14 protein-coding genes and 3 riboswitches are annotated in these 18,346 nt (G+C 75.5%); of the genes, 5 read left to right on the plus strand and 9 right to left on the minus strand.

All coding sequences use genetic code 11. The annotated features are described in order from the left end of the window. Window positions 1-41: 41 nt before the first annotated feature. On the plus strand, window positions 42-257 hold the full coding sequence (locus G339_RS0129260; protein WP_019634622.1) for a DUF5999 family protein: 216 nt from the start codon (window positions 42-44) through the stop codon (window positions 255-257). Window positions 258-332: 75 nt separating this feature from the next. Here the strand turns inward: G339_RS0129260 and G339_RS0129265 are convergent, their stop codons facing one another. Further along, entirely contained in the window at window positions 333-950 is a 618-nt protein-coding gene (locus G339_RS0129265) for an alpha/beta hydrolase family protein (protein ID WP_019634623.1), read from the minus strand. A gap of 76 nt (window positions 951-1,026) precedes the next feature. Here G339_RS0129265 and G339_RS0129270 point away from each other — a divergent pair, with 76 nt between their 5' ends. Further along, a complete protein-coding gene (locus tag G339_RS0129270; RefSeq protein ID WP_019634624.1) occupies window positions 1,027-1,452 on the plus strand; it encodes a PPOX class F420-dependent oxidoreductase in 426 nt (141 codons plus the stop codon). 25 nt (window positions 1,453-1,477) lie between these two features. Here G339_RS0129270 and G339_RS0129275 read toward each other — a convergent pair whose 3' ends face one another. Together G339_RS0129275 and gcvP are read right to left on the minus strand one after the other, a co-directional pair. Continuing rightward, window positions 1,478-2,617: a tetratricopeptide repeat protein gene (locus G339_RS0129275; protein WP_019634625.1), complete on the minus strand. Its 1,140-nt coding sequence runs from the start codon at window positions 2,615-2,617 to the stop codon at window positions 1,478-1,480. Window positions 2,618-2,750: 133 nt separating this feature from the next. After that, window positions 2,751-5,633, minus strand: coding sequence for an aminomethyl-transferring glycine dehydrogenase (gene gcvP, locus G339_RS0129280; RefSeq protein WP_026341885.1), 2,883 nt, complete (start codon window positions 5,631-5,633; stop codon window positions 2,751-2,753). 62 nt (window positions 5,634-5,695) lie between these two features. Beyond that, window positions 5,696-5,799: riboswitch (glycine riboswitch) on the minus strand. Beyond that, window positions 5,800-5,896: riboswitch (glycine riboswitch) on the minus strand. Between the two features lie 299 nt (window positions 5,897-6,195). Here gcvP and G339_RS0129285 point away from each other — a divergent pair. Continuing rightward, on the plus strand, window positions 6,196-8,646 hold the full coding sequence (locus G339_RS0129285; protein WP_019634627.1) for a lysylphosphatidylglycerol synthase transmembrane domain-containing protein: 2,451 nt from the start codon (window positions 6,196-6,198) through the stop codon (window positions 8,644-8,646). A gap of 91 nt (window positions 8,647-8,737) precedes the next feature. On the opposite strand, the gene G339_RS0129290 is transcribed toward G339_RS0129285, so the two are convergent. From G339_RS0129290 to clsA, 6 genes are all read right to left on the minus strand, one after another. Continuing rightward, the gene (locus tag G339_RS0129290) at window positions 8,738-9,340 is read right to left on the minus strand and encodes a MerR family transcriptional regulator (protein ID WP_019634628.1); all 603 of its coding nucleotides are present in this window, start codon (window positions 9,338-9,340) and stop codon (window positions 8,738-8,740) included. Between the two features lie 245 nt (window positions 9,341-9,585). Beyond that, window positions 9,586-10,047, minus strand: a complete 462-nt coding sequence (locus G339_RS0129295; protein ID WP_019634629.1) for a bifunctional nuclease family protein — start codon at window positions 10,045-10,047, stop codon at window positions 9,586-9,588. A gap of 147 nt (window positions 10,048-10,194) precedes the next feature. Continuing rightward, window positions 10,195-10,962 carry a transcriptional regulator FtsR gene (gene ftsR / locus G339_RS0129305; RefSeq protein WP_019634630.1) on the minus strand — a complete coding sequence of 256 codons (768 nt, stop codon included), beginning with the start codon at window positions 10,960-10,962 and terminating at the stop codon, window positions 10,195-10,197. A 44-nt stretch (window positions 10,963-11,006) separates the two neighbouring features. After that, on the minus strand, window positions 11,007-11,597 hold the full coding sequence (locus G339_RS35735) for an FHA domain-containing protein (protein WP_019634631.1): 591 nt from the start codon (window positions 11,595-11,597) through the stop codon (window positions 11,007-11,009). Window positions 11,598-11,979: 382 nt separating this feature from the next. After that, window positions 11,980-14,472 (minus strand): mannose-1-phosphate guanyltransferase, encoded by a 2,493-nt coding sequence (locus tag G339_RS0129315; RefSeq protein ID WP_019634632.1) that lies wholly within the window; start codon window positions 14,470-14,472, stop codon window positions 11,980-11,982. Next, the gene (gene clsA / locus G339_RS0129320) at window positions 14,469-15,242 is read right to left on the minus strand and encodes a cardiolipin synthase ClsA (protein WP_019634633.1); all 774 of its coding nucleotides are present in this window, start codon (window positions 15,240-15,242) and stop codon (window positions 14,469-14,471) included. Before clsA ends, G339_RS0129315 begins: the two co-directional genes overlap by 4 nt. A gap of 156 nt (window positions 15,243-15,398) precedes the next feature. Between clsA and G339_RS0129325 the strand changes: the two genes are divergently transcribed. Together G339_RS0129325 and thiC are read left to right on the plus strand one after the other, a co-directional pair. Continuing rightward, a complete protein-coding gene (locus tag G339_RS0129325) occupies window positions 15,399-16,394 on the plus strand; it encodes an adenosine deaminase (protein ID WP_019634634.1) in 996 nt (331 codons plus the stop codon). Window positions 16,395-16,472: 78 nt separating this feature from the next. Beyond that, window positions 16,473-16,586, plus strand: a riboswitch (TPP riboswitch). Further along, window positions 16,582-18,327, plus strand: a complete 1,746-nt coding sequence (gene thiC, locus G339_RS0129330; protein WP_019634635.1) for a phosphomethylpyrimidine synthase ThiC — start codon at window positions 16,582-16,584, stop codon at window positions 18,325-18,327. It overlaps the preceding riboswitch by 5 nt. The last annotated feature ends 19 nt before the right edge of the window (window positions 18,328-18,346 follow it).

An 18,346-nucleotide genomic window follows, 5' to 3' on the forward strand; every position in this document is an offset into this window, starting at 1 on the left:
TGACCGTCACCACAACGAGAACCGAGACCGGAGGCACGCCGATGTGCCCGCACCAGCCGCCCTGTCCCGCTTCCTCCGCACCCGACCGCGACGCGGCGCGCACCGTGGCGCGCCACCCCGAGCAGGGCTGGAGCCTGCTCTGCAACGGCGTCGTCGTCTTCGACGACACCGGTGAACTGCTGCCGGACGGCGCCGTGATCGCGCCGCGCCGACCCGCCGTGACCGGGGCCGTGAGCGGGGCCGTCCCCGCCGCGTAGCCCGCGGCGCGCCGGGCGGGACGCACCGCCCGGCGCGACCCGAGCGGGCCCGGTGACCCGGCCGGCCCGCGATGACTAGCCCGAACGGGTGGCGGCCCAGCGCCGCAACCACGGGACCGCCGCCGCGCCCACCGCCGCCGGGTCCCGCTTCAACTCGTGCCGCTCCCCCGGCAGGACGACGACGTCCGCCGCGTCGGCGGAATCCGGGACGCCGAACGGATCACGATCGCCGTTGACGACCAGCACCTCCACGCCCGCCCCGCGCAGCTCGTCCGCCCGCGACCGCTCCGGGCGGCCCGGCGGGTGCAGCGGGAACGCCAGCGCCAGCACCCCGGCCGCGCCCGCGTCGCGGGCCGTGCGGCACGCCACCCGCGCGCCGTTGCTGCGGCCGCCCTGGATCAGCGGCCCGGCGGGGAACCGGGCGCGCAGCTCCGCGACGACCTCCAGCCACGCCGCGTCCTGCCGCGCCGCCGGGCCGGGCGCGCGGCGGCCCGCGCGGCGGAACGGCTGCAGCACCCGCGTGACCGCGCCGCCCAGGTCGAGCGCGGCGTCCCGGACGGCCAGCAGGTCGGGCGCGTCCAGCCCGCCGTTGGAGCCGTGGGTGAGGACGAGCAGGAACGCCGGGTCGGCGGGGGCGTCGATCTCCGCCTCGGCGGGCCCCTGCCCGGTGGCGAACTCGACGCGCTCGGACATGAGGTCAGCGGCACGGGCCATACCCGGAACGGTAGCGGCCGGAGTCCCGCCCGGACGCACGGGGCACACTGGTCCCATGAAGATCATGAGCGAGCCCGAGTGGCGCGAGTTCGTCGCCGCGGGCACCCGGACGGCGAAGGTCGCGGTCGTGCGGCGCGACGGGTCGCCGCACGTCACGCCCGTCTGGTTCGTCCTGGACGGCGGCGACATCGTGTTCAACACCGGCGCGGACACCGTGAAGGGCCGGGCGCTGCGCCGCGACCCGCGCGTCTCGCTGTGCGTGGAGGACGACCGGCCGCCGTTCTCCTTCGTGACGGTCCACGGCGAGGCCGAGCTGTCCGACGACGTGGCGGCGATGCTCCCGCTGTCGGTGCGGATCGGCGCGCGGTACATGGGCCAGGAGCGCGGCGAGGAGTTCGGCCGCCGCAACGCCGTGCCGGGCGAGCTGCTGGTCCGCGTCCGCGTCCGGAACGTCGTCGCGCAGGCGGACTTGGCCGACTGAGACCGGCCCGCCGGGTCAGGCGGCGTCAGGCGGTGTCGGGCGCGGCGTCGCGCGTCTCGGCGGGCGCGTCCTCCGCGCCGAGCGCGAGCCGCAGCCGCTCGGCGAAGCTCTCGCGCAGCAGCGGGCCCCACGCGTACGCGCCGGGCACCTCGACCGCGTCCGCGAGGGCCCGCTCCGCGCCGTCGTCGGCGGGCGCCGCCGCGCCGCCCGGCCGCCGGACGGCCAGCAGCGCGTACATGTGGTCGAGCGCCCCGAACGCCTCCCCGGCGAGCGCGGGCAGCGTCCCGTCGGCGACCGCGCCCTCCAGGACCGGCTCCCACCACAGGTCGGCGGGGTCGCCGGGGTCCTCGTCGTCGGCGGCGAAGTCGCGGCGCAGCCGGGCGCGGACCTGGCCCGCCGCCGCCGGGTCGGCGAGCCCGCGCCGCCACGCCTCGCGGGCCTCCTCGCCGCGGCCGCGCAGCGGCAGCGTGCGGGCCAGCAGCTCGGTGGCCAGCGGCGCGACCTCGGGGTCGGCGGGGCCGTCGCCGAGCGCCGCGCGGAACGCGCTGATCGCCTGGTCCAGGAACGCGATGCCGAGCGCGACGGCGAGGCGGCCGTGCGCGTAGGGCGCGCCGCCGGGGTCGACGAGCTTGAGCCCGGCGGTCAGCACGCGCTGCGCGCGGGCGGGCTCGCCGCGCTCCAGCAGCCGCTGCGCCAGGTCGTGGGCGGCGAGCGTCCCGTACTCGGGGTCGCCGGTCGCGACGGCCCGCTCCCAGTGCTCGCGGGCGGCGGCGAAGTCGCCCGCGTCGTCGGCGATGCGGGCCAGCGCGAGGTGCGCGGGCGGCAGGTAGGCCGCGTTGCCGAACTCCACCACGGTCCGCCAGGCGGGCGCGGCCTCGGCGCGGTCCCCGGCGCGCTCGCAGGTGACGGCGAGGTGGTAGGCGGCGCGGGGCCCGTACTCGGGGTCGCCGGTGGCGACCGCGGCGCGGTCGGCGGCGCGGGCGCCCGCGGTGTCCCCGGCGTCGTCCAGGACGACGGCCAGGCCGAGCGCGGCCCGCGCCCGGTAGGGGGTGTCGCCGAGGTCGAGCACCTGCTCGAAGAGCGCCGCGGCGCCCGCCGCGTCGCCGTCCTCGGCGAGCGCGCGGGCGCGCTCGCACAGTCGCGCCGGGTCCGGCGGTTGGGTCATCGGTTCGCTGCCCTCTGGGGGTCGGGATCGGCGGCCCCGAGCCTAGCGAGCGGGGGCGCGCCGCGTCTCGTCCCGACACCCCGGCCCCGCCGAGATCGTTATCTCGGCGGGGCGGGCGGGGCGGTGCTCGAACTCAGTCCTCGAACGCCTCGGGCGGCGGGCAGGAGCAGACGAGGTTGCGGTCGCCGAACGCCTGGTCGATGCGGCGGACCGGCGGCCAGTACTTGTCCTCGCGCAGCGACGGCAGCGGGTAGGCGGCGCGTTCCCGGGTGTAGGGGTGCTTCCAGTCGTCGGCGAGCAGCGCGGCGGCGGTGTGCGGGGCGCCGGTGAGCGGGTTGTCGGCCGCGTCCCACTCGCCGGACTCGACGCGCTCGATCTCTCGGCGGATCTCCACCATCGCGGCGACGAACCGGTCGAGCTCGGCCAGGTCCTCGCTCTCGGTCGGCTCGATCATCAGCGTGCCCGCGACGGGGAACGACAGCGTCGGCGCGTGGAAGCCGTAGTCGATGAGCCGCTTGGCGACGTCCTCGGCGGTGATCCCCGTCCGCTTGGTGATCTTGCGCAGGTCGGCGATGCACTCGTGCGCGACGAGCCCGTTCCGGCCGGTGTAGAGGATCGGGAAGTGCGGGGCGAGCCGCGCGGCGAGGTAGTTGGCGGCGATGACCGCGCCCTCGGTGGCGGCGCGCAGGCCGTCCGGGCCCATCATCGCGATGTAGGCCCAGGAGATCGGCAGGATGCCCGCCGAGCCCCACGGGGCGGCCGAGACCGGGCCCGTCGTCCCGCCGCCCGTGCCGCCGCTCGGGTCGCGCAGCGGGTGGCCGGGCAGGAACGGGGCCAGGTGCTCGCGGACGCCGACCGGGCCGACGCCGGGGCCGCCGCCGCCGTGCGGGATGCAGAACGTCTTGTGCAGGTTCAGGTGGGAGACGTCGGAGCCGAACTCGCCGGGCCGGGCGAGGCCGACCAGGGCGTTGAGGTTCGCGCCGTCGACGTACACCTGGCCGCCGGCGGCGTGGACGGCCGCGCAGACGTCGGTGATGGTCTCCTCGAACACGCCGTGCGTGGACGGGTACGTCACCATGATCGCGGACAGCTCCGCGCCGTGCTCGTCGATCTTGGCGTGCAGGTCGTCCAGGTCGATGTTGCCGCCCTCGTCGCACTTGACGACGACGACCTTCATGCCCGCCATGACGGCGCTCGCGGCGTTCGTGCCGTGCGCGGACGACGGGATCAGGCAGATCCGGCGGCCCTCGTCCCCCCGCGAGGCGTGGTACCCGCGGATCGCCAGCAGCCCGGCCAGCTCGCCCTGCGACCCGGCGTTGGGCTGCACCGACACCTTCGCGTACCCGGTGATCTCGGCGAGCGCGGACTCCAGCTCGCCGATCAGCTCCAGGTACCCGGCGGCCTGGTCGATCGGCGCGAACGGGTGCAGGTTCGCGAACTCCGGCCAGGTGATCGGCTCCATCTCGGCGGTCGCGTTCAGCTTCATCGTGCAGGAGCCGAGCGGGATCATCGACCGGTCCAGCGCGACGTCGCGGTCCTGGAGGCGGCGCAGGTAACGCAGCATCGCGGTCTCCGAGCGGTGCTCGTGGAAGACCGGGTGCGTCAGGTACGGGCTCTCGCGGCGCAGCGCCGCGGGGTACGCCTCGGCGGGCTCGGCCGGGACGCCGGCGGCGACGCCGAACGCGGCCAGGACGGCGGCGACGTGCTCGGGCAGCGTCGTCTCGTCGCACGCGACCGCGACGTGGTCGGCGTCCACGCGGCGCAGGTTGATCCCGCGGTCCAGCGCGGCGGCCAGCACCGCGTCCGCCCGGCCGGGCACGCGGGCCAGGACGGTGTCGAAGAACGCGCCGTGGACGACCTCGACGCCGCCCGCCTCCAGTGCGGCGGCGAGCCCGGCGGCGTGGCCGTGGACGCGCTGCGCGATCGAGGCGAGCCCGTCCGGCCCGTGGTACACCGCGTACATGCTGGCCATGACGGCGAGCAGGACCTGCGCGGTGCAGATGTTGCTGGTGGCCTTCTCGCGGCGGATGTGCTGCTCGCGGGTCTGCAGCGCGAGCCGGTAGGCGGTGGCGCCGTCGGCGTCGACCGAGACGCCGACCAGGCGGCCGGGGAGCTGCCGCTGCAGGCCCTCGCGGACCGCCAGGTACCCGGCGTGCGGGCCGCCGAAGCCGTAGGGGACGCCGAACCGCTGCGCGGAGCCGACCGCGATGTCCGCGCCCGCCTCGCCCGGCGACCGCAGCAGCGTCAGCGCGAGCAGGTCGGCGGCGACGACGGCCTGCGCGCCCCGCGCGTGCGCCGCCTCGATCACCGGGGCCAGGTCGCGGACCGCGCCGGACGCGCCCGGGTACTGCAGCAGCACGCCGAAGAAGTCGCCGTCCGGCAGCCCGCCGGACAGGTCCGCCACGACCAGGTCGATGCCGAGCGGCACCGCGCGGGTCCGCACCACCTCGATCGTCTGCGGGAACACGTCGGCGTCCACCAGGAACGCGCCCGGCTCCTTGGCCCTGGACGCGCGGTGCGCCAGCGTCATCGCCTCGGCGGCGGCGGTGCCCTCGTCCAGCATCGAGGCGTTGGCGACGGGCAGGCCGGTGAGGTCGGCGACGGCCGTCTGGAAGTTCAGCAGCGCCTCCAGCCGCCCCTGCGAGATCTCCGGCTGGTACGGCGTGTACGCGGTGTACCAGCCCGGGTTCTCCAGGACGTTGCGCAGGACGACGCCCGGCGTGGTCGTCCCGTGGTACCCGAGGCCGATCATCGACGTCAGGACGGTGTTGCGGGCCGCGATCTCCCGCAGCCGCGCCAGCGCCGCCGTCTCGCTCAGCGCGGGCGGCAGGTCCAGCGGGCGGTCCGCGCGGATCGCGGCGGGCACGGCCGCCTCGACCAGCGACTCGGCGGTGGCGTGGCCGATGGCCGCGAGCATCCGGTCGCGGTCGGCCGCGTCCGGGCCGATGTGGCGGTCGGCGAAGACCGTCCGGGGCCGGCGGGGCGAGGCCACCGGGGAGAGGTGTCGAGCCGTCATGCGGGAGAGCCTCCTGGGCTGGAGCGGTCGCTCAGGACACCGCCGGGCGGTGCGCCGGCGGCTCCTCCCCCTCTGTCATGGCACCTGAGAGCTTCGCCCGCCGCGCTGCGGGGTTTCCCCTTCGGTGAGCCGCCGCCGACGGGCGGTGGCCGCTTTCCAGAGGTGCCTCTCCCGTGCGGTCCTTTTGCCTGAGAGGTTCCGGGGAGGGTTGCCCCTTCGGCGTCCCGGCGCTGGCGGCGCGGGATCTCTCCCGCACAGGGTCGACGGCCTTCCTGCGCCCGACTCTATCCAACGCCCCCGGACGCCGGTCACGCCGCCCGCCGCGCGTCCGCCGGGCCCGCGCGCGGCGGCCCGGCGCCGGGGCCGGGCCGGGGCGGAACCGGTGACCGTTACGATAACCACAGCTCACGGCCCCGGCGGACCGGCCGCGGGCGCCCGGCGGCGACGAGGGCGAGGGGTGCGGGTGGAGCATGTGCGTCGCCCGGAGCGGCGGCGCCGCTCGACGGCGCGCCTCCGGTTCTGGGACGCTGATCACAGTGACGGTTCCCGACGGCAGGGCGACGTGACGCGGATCGACGGCGCCGCGACGGAATCCGGGCGGGCGGACCCGCCCGGCCGCCCCCGCGCGCCCGGGGCCGTCCCGGTGGACGAGCCGCGGCTGCCCGAGCGCATCCACCGCCCCTCGGACGCGATCCGCTTCGCGGCGGCGCTCGTCGGCCTCGCCGCCGTCATGCTGCTGGTGTCGATCGCGCAGCAGACCACGCACGGCCTCCAGACCGACATCACGCAGGGCACCGCGCACGCGCCCCGGTTCGTGCTGACCCTGGCGACGCTCGCGTCGAGCTTCGGGGTGCTGGCGGTGCCCGTCGCGTTCGCCGTCGAGCGGCTGCTGAACCGCGACGGGATGCGCGTCGCCATCGCGCTGCTCGCCGCCGTCCTCACCCTCGGGATCACGATCGCGTTGGACGGCTGGGTCGCGCCCGCCGCGCCCGGCGGCGTCCTGGACTCCCTGATCTGGGGCGGCGCGGGAACCCAGCCCGTCCACACCGACATCGCGCCGGTGATCGCGTTCGTCAGCGCGGTCGGGATGGCGGGCCGCACCCGCTGGCAGGCCGCGACCTGGTCGATGATCGGGCTGGCGGCGCTCACCGGCCTCACCGCCGCGTACGCGTCCGTCGCCGCGCTCGCCGCCACCTACCTCCTCGGCCGCGCGATGGGCTACGGGACGCTGTACGCGGTCGGCGCGCCGAACCCGCGGCCGTCCGGCGCGACGGTCGTCGCCGCGCTCACCCGGATCGGGCTCGCGCCGGTGCGGGCCGCGCGGCTCGGCGACGGGGAGCCGCGCCGGTACGGCGTGACCGTCGCCGGCGGCGCGGGCGGCGCGGGCGGGGAGCGGCGGCTCGACGTCCACGTCCTGGACCGCGACGTGCAGAGCGCCGGGCTGCTGGGCCGCGTGTGGCGGCTCGTCCGGTTCCGCGACACCGCCGCGCGCCGCGCGCTGCGCTCGCTGCGCCGCTCGCTGGAGCAGGAGTCCCTCACCGCGTACGCGGTCGGCGCCGCCGGGGCCGCGACGCAGCGGCTGCTGGGCACCTGCGAGGTCGGCACCGAGGCCGCGCTGCTCGCCTACGAGCACGTCCCCGGTCGGCCGCTGCGCGACCTGGCCGACGACGAGGTCACCGACGCGGTCCTCACCGACGTCTGGCGGCAGCTCGCCCGGCTCCAGGCGGCGCGGATCGCGCACCGGCGGCTGGAGGACGACGCCCTGCACGTCGGCGAGGACGGCCGGGTGCTGCTGCTGCGCCTGGACTCCGGCGAGATCGCCGCCGGGGACCTCGCGCTCCGCCTGGACCTCGCGCAGCTCCTGGCGACGCTCGCGCTGCGCGCCGGGCCGGAGCGGACGGTCGCCACGGCCGCCGCGGTGCTCGGCGAGGACGCGCTGGCGGCGGCCGTGCCGCTGCTGCAGCGCGTCGCGCTGTCGCGCCGCACCCGCGCCGCGCTGCGCCGCGACCGGGACCTGCTCGGCCGCATCCGCGAGCAGATCAGCCGGCTGGAGCCCGAGGGCGAGGCCCCGCCGGTGCGGCTGGAGCGGTTCCGGCTCCGCACGATCGTGTCGATCGTCGCGGCGAGCGTCGCCGCCTACATCGTCATCCCGCAGGTCAGCAGCGTCGACCTGGTCCATCTGGCTTCGACGGCGCGGTGGGGGTGGGTGCTGGCCGGGCTCGCGGCCGCGGCCGGGACCTACCTGGCGGCGGCGCTGATGCTGCTCGGGTTCGTCCCCGAGCGGATGCCGCTGGGGCGGACGGTCGTGGCGCAGGTCGCGGCGTCGTTCGTCAAGCTCGTCGCGCCCGCCGCGGTCGGCGGCGTGGCCGTCAACACCCGGTACCTGCAGCGCGCCGGGGTCCGGCCCGGCCCGGCCGTGGCGAGCGTGGGCGCCTCGCAGCTCATGGGCATGATCACCCACATCCTGCTGCTGGTGGTGTTCGGGTTCGTCACCGGCTCGACGGGCAACGCCACCCGCGACCTCGCGCCGTCCCGGATGATCGTGATCGTGCTGCTGTCGGCGGCGGTCGTCGCGGGGGCGGCGCTGACGATCCCGCGCGTCCGGCGGTTCGTCGCCGCGCGGCTGCGCGCGATGTTCTCCGGGGTCGTGCCGCGCCTGGTGGACGTCCTGCAGTCGCCCCGCAAGCTCGCGACCGGCCTGGGCGGGACGCTGCTGCTGACGCTCAGCTTCGTGGTGTGCCTGGACGCCTCGGTCCGCGCGTTCGGCGGCTCGCTGCCGTGGACGACGGTCGTCGTGGTGTACCTCACCGCGAACGCGCTCGGCAACGCCGCGCCGACCCCGGGCGGGCTCGGCGCGGTCGAGGGCGCGCTGACCCTGGCCCTGACGATCTCCGGGCTCACCGCGGAGACCGCGACGTCGGCGGTGCTGCTGTTCCGCCTGCTCACGCTGTGGCTGCCGGTGCTCCCCGGCTGGGCGGCGTTCGCGTACCTGCAGCGCAAGGAAGCGCTGTAAAAAAGTGGGGGAATCGTGGTTTGCGCCCGGATTGTCCGGGGATGCCCCTGCCACGTCCCGGGGGTGGGACGCGGCGATCAGCCGGGGCCGGTCAACCCGTCTTGCGGGCGCGGCGGCGGCTGGCCAGTTCGTCGTGCGGCGCGTCGCCGCCGTCGTCGTCGCCGAGCGCGCGCTCGCCCGGCAGCTCCGCCAGGCTGCCCTCGACCTCCTGCCAGACGCGGCCGAGCGCGATGCCGAAGACGCCCTGCCCGCCCTGCAGCAGGTCGACGACCTCGTCCGCCGAGGTGCATTCGTAGACGCTGACGCCGTCGCTCATGAGCGTGATCTGCGCCAGGTCGCGGACGCCGCGGTCGCGCAGGTGCGTGACGGCCGTGCGGATCTGCTGGAGGGACACGCCCGTGTCCAGCAGCCGTTTCACGACCTTCAGCACGAGCACGTCGCGGAACCCGTAGAGGCGCTGGCTGCCCGATCCCTGCGCCGACCGGACGCTCGGCGTCACCAGCCCGGTCCGCGCCCAGTAGTCGAGCTGCCGGTAGGTGATGCCCGCCGCCGCGCACGCCGTGGGGCCGCGGTAGCCGACGTCCTCGGGAGGCGACGACACCTCGGCGTCGAAGAGCAGGCCCTGCTCACCGGCGTGCTCGGACGCCCTGCGCCTGTCGGGGGCCGCCTTGCCCTCGCCGCTGCTCACCGCCACGCGGACCTCCGGCTTCTGTCAGCCCGTGATGCTCCGTCAAGGGGGTTCAACGGACGCCACGGGTGTTCCACCAGCACGGTAGGTGCCGGTCAGAGTGTGGTCAACGTTCGTCGTCGGCGCGTCGCATGCCCGGATGAACCGCCTTCACGTGGGCAAACCGGCGCACCTGCACCCTCTTCTCACTGGTACCCAGTTGCGCGGAGACGACCCGTGGGGGCGGTCTCCGGAAGCCGCCGCCCGCTTGATCAGCCGAAGTCCTCGGGGGAGATCGTGTCCAGGAACTCCCGGAACTTCTCGACCTCGTCCTCCTGCTCGTCGGGGACGGCGACGCCGACCTCCTCCAGGACGTCCTCGCTGGCGAAGATCGTCGCGCCGGTGCGCAGGGCCAGCGCGATCGAGTCGGACGGGCGGGCGCTGACCTCGACGCCGTTGGAGAACACCAGGTCGGCGAAGAACACGCCCTCGCGCAGGGTCGTGATGTTCACGGTGCGGAGCTGGACGCCCAGCGCCTCGACCACGTCGCGGAACAGGTCGTGGGTGAGCGGCCGGGCGGGCAGGACGCCCTGCTGGGCGAACGCGATGGCGGTGGCCTCCACGGCGCCGATCCAGATCGGCAGGTAGCGTTCCCCGCCGGTCTCCTTGAGCAGGACGATCGGCTGATTGGAGGGCATCTCGACCCGTACGCCGACGACCTCCATCTGCTTCACAGCGGCTCCCCTGCAGGCTCCTGGACGACCGTACGGCGGTCCGGCGCGCGACCGGTCCTTCTGCCAACGTACACCGTTCGGCGAATCGCGGTGATTCCCGTTCCCGCTCCGCGGGCGTCCCGCCCGAAGGGCTGTGGGGCTGCGGGGTCAGGGGCCGAGGGTCTCGCGCAGGCCCGCGCGGACGAGGGCGGCGTGCAGCCGGACGGCGAGCTCGGCGATGGACCGGGCCGTCTCGGCGGCGGCCTCGTGGGCGCCGGGGCCGCGGCGGCGGAGCTGCGGGGCGACGGCCTGCTCGACGAGGCCGACCTGCCGGTCGGCGGCGGCCTTGACGGCGCGCAGGTGCCGGACCTCGAAGCCGTGCTCGCCGAGGGCGGCGACGGCGCGGGCGACGGCCAGCGCCTCGCCGCCGTAGTAGCCGTTGCGGCCGCCGGTGCGGCGGACGAGCCCGTAGGTCTCCATCTCGTCGAGCAGGGCGGCGTCGACGCCCGCGCCGTCCAGGAGCTGGCGGCGGGTGAGCCGCACCGGCGCGGGCGGCTCGGGCGCGGGCTCGGGTTCGGCCTCGGGGGCCGGGTCGGCGGGCTCGGCGGGGCCGGGGGCGGCGACGAGCGTCCGGGGGCGGCGGCGGTCCCCGGCGGCGGGCGGCGGGACGGTCTCGCCGCGGTCGCGCGCCCGGAGCTGCTCGCGGATGACGCGCAGCGGCAGGTACCGGTCGCGCTGGGCGGTGAGGATGAACCGCAGCCGGTCGACGTCGCCGTCGCCGAACTTGCGGTACCCCGACGGGCTGCGCCGCGGCTCGATGAGCCCTTCGGCCTCCAGGAACCGGATCTTGGAGACCGTGATGTCGGGGAAATCGGGCCGCAGCAGCGCCAGCACGTCCCCGATCGTCATCAGGGCCCTGGCCGGCTCCGCGTTCATGGACCTCCCATCGTCGCCGCCTGTCCCGACCGCCGCCGTCCGGGTCAGCCGTGCTGGGCGTTGCTGAGGAAGACCAGCCGGAACTTGCCGATCTGGACCTCGTCGCCGCCCGCGAGCCCGGCCTGGTCGATGCGCTGCCGGTTGACGTAGGTGCCGTTGAGGCTGCCCACGTCGCGGACCGCGAACGTGTCGCCCTGCCGGGTGAACTCGGCGTGCCGGCGGGAGACGGTGACGTCGTCGAGGAAGATGTCGCTGCCGGGGTGGCGGCCCGCGGAGGTGCGGTCCTTGTCGAGCAGGAACCGGCTGCCCGCGTTCGGGCCGCGCTTCACCACGAGCAGCGCGGTGCCGGGCGGCAGCGCTTCGACGCCGAACTGGTCGGTGGACAGCGACTCGGCCTCGGCCTGCTCGGCGGCGGCCTCCAGCGCCTCGAACCCGCCGATCGAGATCGTCGAGGTCGACTCGCCGGGCGACTCGCGGGGCGGCAGCGGCGGCTGCGCGGGCCGCGGCGCGGGTTGGGGCGCGGCTTGCGGCGCGGGCTGCTGCCCGCTCCTGGCCAGCGGATTGCCGCAGTTCGAGCAGAAACGGGCATCATCCGGGTTGGCGTGACCGCACTGCGTGCAGTAGACGCTCGGCATAGATCGGCTCGGCCTCCTACCATCGGCGCGTCGCGCGCCGCCCCCGCAGGGACCGCCGCGCCGCGCGCATCCTTCTACCAACCCACGCCGGGGACCCGCCCCCGATCACGGTCCGGCTGCCCGCCCGTTGACACGACGGTTGCCGCAACCTACGCGGGTAGTGCCCGAGGGGTCAACCGGACGGGAGCGCCGACCGTCCAACGTTACCGTCCCCGATGATCGTGGTCCACGCCGCCGCGACCGGTCCCCCGGCCCCGCCGGGCCCGGCCGGACGCCCGGGAAGGCGGCCCCCGTCGCCCCTCGTCCCCCGACCGTATCGCGCCGGGCGTCCTGTTCGCGCGCCGGGCGATCACGGCGCGCGAACAGGACGGGGCGGCGTTGCCTACAGGGCGCGTTCGACGACGCCCGCCCACCGGTCGAGCAGGCCGCGGGCGGCGTCGGGGTCGGGGCCCTCGGCCCACAGGTGGGTGACGGGTTCGGCGGGGTCGGGCAGGACGAGGACCCAGCGGTCGTCCTCGACGACGCGGACGCCGTCGGTGGTGTCGAGCTCGGCCCCGTCGGCGGCCTCCACGACCTGCCGCATGACGCCGCCCTTGGCGGCCCACGGGGTGGGCACCGAGCGGCGCAGCAGGTGCGCGGCGGGGATGCGGCGGTCGATCTCCGACAGGGGGCGGCCGGCGCGGGCGACGAGGCCGAGGAGCCGCAGGAACGCGGCGAGGCCGTCGACGGACGCGCCGAACTCGGGGACGACGAACCCGCCGCGCCCGTCCCCGGCGAAGATGACGTCGGGTTCGGCGGCGGCGCGGGTGAGGTCGTCCTGGGCGGTGGTGGTCCAGATCACGTCGACGCCGTGCGCGGCGCAGACGCGCCCGGCGACGCGGGTGGTGGTGACGGGCAGCGCGACGCGGCCGCCGCCGCGCTCGGCGGCGACGAGGTCGAGCAGGACGAGCAGGGCGCGGTCGTCGGCGATGCGGCGGCCGTTCTCGTCCACGAGGGAGACGCGTTCGCCGACGGGGTCGAACCGGACGCCGAACGCGGCCCGGGAGGACGCGACGAGCTCGCCGAGCCGGTCGAGTCCGGCGGCGCGCTGCTCGGCGGTCTCGGTGGGGGTGACCTCGTCCAGGGCGTTGCCGCGGGTGAGGACCTCCACGCCGATGCGGCCGAGCAGGCTCGGCAGCACGAGGGAGGCGGTGCCGCCCGCGCAGTCCAGGACGATCTTCAGGTCGGCGTCGCGGACGCCGGCGGTGTCGACGCGGTCGAGGAGGTCGAAGGTGTAGGTCTCGGCGGACCGGGCGGGGTGGGTGAGCTCGGCGATCTCGCCGGGGAACGCGCGCCGGTACTCCTGGCGGCCGAAGACGCGTTCGAGCTTGCGCTGCGCGCCCTGGGACAGGTCGGCGCCGGTCTCGTCGAAGAACAGGATGTCGACGCTCTGGGAGTCGCCGGGGGTGGTGCGGATGTAGACGCCGCCGGCCAGGCCCTCGCGGGCGGTGCGGAACCGGGCGGCGGGCAGCGCGCACGCCTCCAGGTCCTGGACGTTGACGGTTCCGGCGGTGAGGGCGCTGATGACGGCGCGTTTGAGGGTGCGGGCGGCGCGGGAGGCGTCGCGGCCGGTGACGACGGTGGAGCCCTTGCGCAGGGTGGTGGCGTAGGCCCCGGCGAGGCGGACGGCGAGTTCGGGGGTGATGTCGACGTTGATGAGCCCGGACACGCCGCGCGGCCCGAACAGGCTGCGCTGCCCGCGCGACTCCCAGATGACGCTGGAGTTGACGACGGCGCCGGCCTCGATGGTCTTGAACGGGTAGATCTTGACGCCGCCGTGGACGACGGCCTCGGCCTCGATGGTGCATTCGTCGCCGATGACGGCGCCCTCGCCGACGCGGGCCCCGGCCATCAGGTCGGTGCGCTTGCCGACGACGCAGCCGCGCAGGTCGGCGGACGGCCCGACGTACACGTTGTCGCCCAGCACGGCGCGGTGGAGCTGCGCGCCCGCGCGGACGACGACGTTGTCGCCGAGGACGGTGTACTTGCGCAGTTCGACGCCCGCCTCGACCTGCACGTAGTCCCCGATGAACAGGGGGCCGCGCAGGACGGCGCCGGGGTCGATCTCGGCGCCCTCCCCCACCCAGACGCCGGGCGACATCTCGAACCCGTCGACGGGGGCGTCGACCAGGCCGGAGAGCAGGTCGGCCTGGGCCTTGAGGTAGCTGTCGTGGGTGCCGACGTCCTCCCAGTAGCAGTCGGCGACGTACCCGTACAGGGGCGCGCCGTCGGCGAGGAGGCGGGGGAACACGTCGCCGGACCAGTCCACGGGGACGCCGGCGGCGACGTGGTCGAGGACCTCGGGTTCCATGACGTAGATGCCGGTGTTGACGGTGTCGGAGAACACCTGGCCCCAGGTGGGCTTCTCCAGGAACCGCTGGACGCGGCCCGCGTCGTCGACGATGACGATGCCGAACTCCAGCGGGTTGGGGACGCGCTTGAGCCCGATGGTGACCAGCGCGCCGTTCTCCCGGTGGAAGCGGATCATGTCGGTGAGGTCGAGGTCGGTGAGGGCGTCGCCGGAGATGACCAGGAAGCGGTCGTCGCGCAGGGCGGCCTCGGCGTTCTTGACGCTGCCGGCGGTGCCGAGGGGGATCTCCTCGGTGGCGTAGCTGAGGCTCATGCCGAGTTCGGAGCCGTCGCCGAAGTAGTCGCGGATGAGGGAGGCGAGGAACTGGACGGTGACGACGGTCTCGTCGAGCCCGTGGCGCTTGAGCAGGCGCAGCACGTGCTCCATGATCGGTCGGTTGAGGACGGGCAGCAGGGGTTTGGGCTGGTTGGCGGTCATGGGACGCAGCCGCGTCCCCTCACCGCCCGCCATCACGACGGCCTTCATCGGGGGGTCGGTGCTCCCTTCGGGTCGCCGGGCGGCGCGTCGTCCCCGCCCGGACGGGGTCCGGCGCCGGGGCTCGCGCCCGGCGCCGGATCGGAGTCGGCCTCTGATGCGGTTTCCTGTGCTGCGGGTTCCTGTGCTGCGGGGTTCTCGGGGTGTGCGGGGTGGGGCGCGCGGCGCGCGTCGCGGACGAGGCGGCGGGTCTGCTCCCAGTAGAGCAGGGCGGCCCACCAGTAGAGGGCGGTCCCCCAGATCGCGAAGGACCAGCCGACGACCCTGGCGACGGTCGCGGCGGTGCCGTGGTGGTCGCCGAGGAGCAGGAGCGGGAAGGCGTACAGCAGGCACATCGTGCCCGCCTTCCCGACGAAGTGGACGGGCAGGGTGCCGCGGTAGCCGAGCCGCCGCGTGATCGGCACGATCGGGGTGATCGCGGCCTCGCGCGCGACGAGCAGGACGACCAGCCACAGCGGGATGACGTCGCGGACGGTGAGCCCGACGAGCGTCGCGAGGATGTAGAGCCGGTCGGCGGCGGGGTCGAGCAGCGTGCCGAGCCGGCTGGTCTGGTTGAGGGTGCGGGCGAGGCGGCCGTCGAGCCAGTCCGACAGGCCCGCGAAGACCAGGACGCCGATGGCCCAGCCGTCGTGCCGGGCGACGATGAGCCACAGGAACAGCGGGACGCCGAGCAGTCTGGCGAAGCTGAGCGCGTTGGGGACGGTGAGGACCCGTCCCTCCGCCGGTCGCCGCGTGCCCTCGCCGTCGTCCGAAGTCCCCACCGAGCGCGCTCCGATCCGTCCCCTGTCCCCGTCGAGCCCGACCCTACCGGGCGGTTCGGGGGACGGCCCAGGGGCATCTCGCTCGTACGATGACCTGGACCGTTTCACGGCGCGTGCCCGCGCGCCGCGCTCCCCGCGAAACCCCGGAGGCCCCGCGTGACCGTCCCCGTCCCGAAGGCGGAACTGCACCTGCACATCGAGGGGACGCTGGAGCCCGAGCTGGCGCTGTCGCTGGCGGAGCGCAACGGGGTCGCGCTGCCGTACGGGTCGGCGGCGGAGCTGCGGGCGGCGTACGCGTTCGAGGACCTGCAGTCGTTCCTGGACCTGTACTACGCGCTGACGGCGGTGCTGCGGACCGGGCGGGACTTCGCCGACCTGGCGGAGGCGTACCTGGCGCGGGCGGCGGCGCAGGGCGTCCGGCACGCGGAGGTCTTCTTCGACCCGCAGGCGCACCTGGCGCGCGGTGTGGCGCTCGACACGGTCCTTTCGGGGCTGGGGTCGGCGCTGGGGGCCGCGCCGGAGCGGCACGGGGTCACGACGCGGCTGATCCTGTGCTTCCTGCGGGACCGGCCCGCCGAGGAGGCGCTGGAGGTGTTCGAGGCCGCGCGGCCGTGGTTCGGGACGCTGATCCACGGCGTCGGGCTGGACTCGGCGGAGGTCGGGCATCCCCCGGCGAAGTTCCGGGAGGTGTTCGACCGGGCGCGCGCGGCGGGGCTGCGGCGGGTCGCGCACGCGGGCGAGGAGGGGCCGCCGGAGTACGTGCGCGAGGCGCTGGACGTCCTCGGCGCGGAGCGGATCGACCACGGCATCCGGTCGCTGGAGGACCCGGCGCTGGTGGCGCGGCTGGCGGCCGAGCGGGTGCCGCTGACGGTGTGCCCGCTGTCGAACGTGCGGCTGCGGTGCGTCCCGGACCTTTCGGCGCACCCGCTGCCGAGGATGCTGGACGCGGGGCTGCTGGTGACGGTGAACTCCGACGACCCGTCCTACTTCGGCGGGTACGTCGAGGACAACATGGACGCGCTGCGCGCCGCGCTCGGCCTGGACGACGCGACCGTGCGGCTGCTGGCGGAGAACTCGTTCCGCGCGGCGTTCCTGCCCGCCGACGAGCGGGACGCCCATCTGCGCGCCGTCGCCGGACACCGCTTCGGCTGAGCCGGGCTCCGCGCCGCGCGCCATATACCCCGTCCCCCGCTGTTGCGGCAACCGGGGGGACGGCGGTTAGCGTCGGGGGCGACAGATCGCGGGGGCCCGGCGAACCGGGCTGAGATTGCGGCTGGGACGGCCGCTGACCGCTCGAACCTGACCGGGTAATGCCGGCGTAGGGAGAGATCGGGTCGTCATGACGAACATCGAGGAAATCCAGGCCGGGTCCGGCGCGCCCGCGGCGCGCAAGACCTATCTCCAGGGGTCGCGGCCGGACGTGCGGGCGCCGATGCGGGAGGTGCCGCTGAGCGACGGCGGCTCCGTGGTGCTGTACGACACCTCCGGGCCGTACACCGATCCGGGGTTCCGGCCGGACGTGCGGCGGGGGCTGCCGCCGCTGCGGGCGGGCTGGATCGCCGAGCGCGGGGACACCGAGGAGTATCCGGGACGGCGGGTCCGGCCGGAGGACGACGGGCGGCGGCGCGGGAGCGCGCCGGACCGGGCGGCGTTCCCGGCCCGCCCGCCGCGCCGGTCGCGGGGCGGGGCGGTCACGCAGCGCGCGTACGCGCGGCGCGGGGTCGTCACGCCGGAGATGGAGTTCGCGGCGCTGCGGGAGGGGGTGGCGCCGGAGTTCGTCCGCGACGAGCTGGCGGCGGGCCGCGCGGTGCTGCCCGCCAACGTCAACCATCCCGAGATCGAGCCGATGGTGATCGGCCGGAACTTCCTGGTGAAGGTGAACGCCAACATCGGGACGTCGGCGGTCGCGTCGTCGGTCGAGGACGAGGTCGCGAAGATGACGTGGGCGACGCGGTGGGGCGCCGACACCGTCATGGACCTGTCCACCGGGAAGGACATCCACACGACGCGGGAGTGGGTCCTGCGCAACTCGCCGGTCCCGGTCGGGACGGTGCCGCTGTACCAGGCGCTGGAGAAGGCGGGCGGCGACCCGGCGGCGCTGACGTGGGAGCTGTTCCGCGACACGGTGGTGGAGCAGGCCGAGCAGGGCGTGGACTACATGACGGTCCACGCGGCGGTGCGGCTGGCGCACGTCCCGCTGACGGCGCGGCGCACGACGGGGATCGTGTCGCGCGGCGGGTCGATCATGGCGGCGTGGTGCCTGGCGCACCACGAGGAGAACTTCCTCTACACGCGCTTCCGGGAGCTGTGCGAGATCTTCGCCGCGTACGACGTGACGTGGTCGCTGGGCGACGGGCTGCGGCCGGGGTCGCTGGCGGACGCCAACGACGAGGCGCAGTTCGCGGAGCTGCGGACGCAGGGCGAGCTGACGGCGGTCGCGGCCGAGTACGGCAACCAGGTGATGAACGAGGGCCCGGGGCACGTCCCGATGGACAAGATCAAGGAGAACGTGGACCTGCAGCGGGAGTGGTGCGACGACGCGCCGTTCTACACGCTGGGGCCGCTGACGACCGACATCGCGCCGGGCTACGACCACATCACCTCGGCGATCGGCGCGGCGATGATCGGCTGGTACGGCACGGCGATGCTGTGCTACGTCACGCCGAAGGAGCACCTGGGGCTGCCGGACCGCGACGACGTGAAGGCGGGCGTGATCGCCTACAAGATCGCGGCGCACGCGGCGGACGTCGCCAAGGGGCATCCGGGGGCGCGGGCGTGGGACGACGCGCTGTCGCGGGCGCGGTTCGCGTTCGCGTGGGCGGACCAGTTCAACCTGTCGCTGGACCCCGACACCGCGCGGGCGTACCACGACGAGACGCTGCCCGCCCCGGCGGCCAAGACGGCGCACTTCTGCTCGATGTGCGGGCCGCACTTCTGCTCGATGAAGATCACGCGGGACGTCCGCCGGTACGCCGACGAGCGCGGCCTGGCCGCGGACGCGGCGCTGGAAGCGGGCCTGCGGGAGAAGGCGGCGGAGTTCCGCTCGGCGGGCGGGCGGCTGCACCTGCCCATCGCCGACGACTGAGCCGAGGACTGAACCGGGG

Origin of the sequence: Actinomadura atramentaria DSM 43919, from assembly GCF_000381885.1 — a bacterium.
Lineage (GTDB): Bacteria > Actinomycetota > Actinomycetes > Streptosporangiales > Streptosporangiaceae > Spirillospora > Spirillospora atramentaria.

Coding starts and splice junctions, on each gene's coding strand:
- G339_RS0129260 (WP_019634622.1), top strand. CDS start 42: ATGTGCCCGCACCAGCCGCCCTGTCCCGCTTCCTCCGCACCCGACCGC.
- G339_RS0129265 (WP_019634623.1), bottom strand. CDS start 950: ATGTCCGAGCGCGTCGAGTTCGCCACCGGGCAGGGGCCCGCCGAGGCG.
- G339_RS0129270 (WP_019634624.1), top strand. CDS start 1,027: ATGAAGATCATGAGCGAGCCCGAGTGGCGCGAGTTCGTCGCCGCGGGC.
- G339_RS0129275 (WP_019634625.1), bottom strand. CDS start 2,617: ATGACCCAACCGCCGGACCCGGCGCGACTGTGCGAGCGCGCCCGCGCG.
- gcvP (WP_026341885.1), bottom strand. CDS start 5,633: ATGACGGCTCGACACCTCTCCCCGGTGGCCTCGCCCCGCCGGCCCCGG.
- ftsR (WP_019634630.1), bottom strand. CDS start 10,962: ATGAACGCGGAGCCGGCCAGGGCCCTGATGACGATCGGGGACGTGCTG.
- G339_RS35735 (WP_019634631.1), bottom strand. CDS start 11,597: ATGCCGAGCGTCTACTGCACGCAGTGCGGTCACGCCAACCCGGATGAT.
- G339_RS0129315 (WP_019634632.1), bottom strand. CDS start 14,472: ATGAAGGCCGTCGTGATGGCGGGCGGTGAGGGGACGCGGCTGCGTCCC.
- thiC (WP_019634635.1), top strand. CDS start 16,582: ATGACGAACATCGAGGAAATCCAGGCCGGGTCCGGCGCGCCCGCGGCG.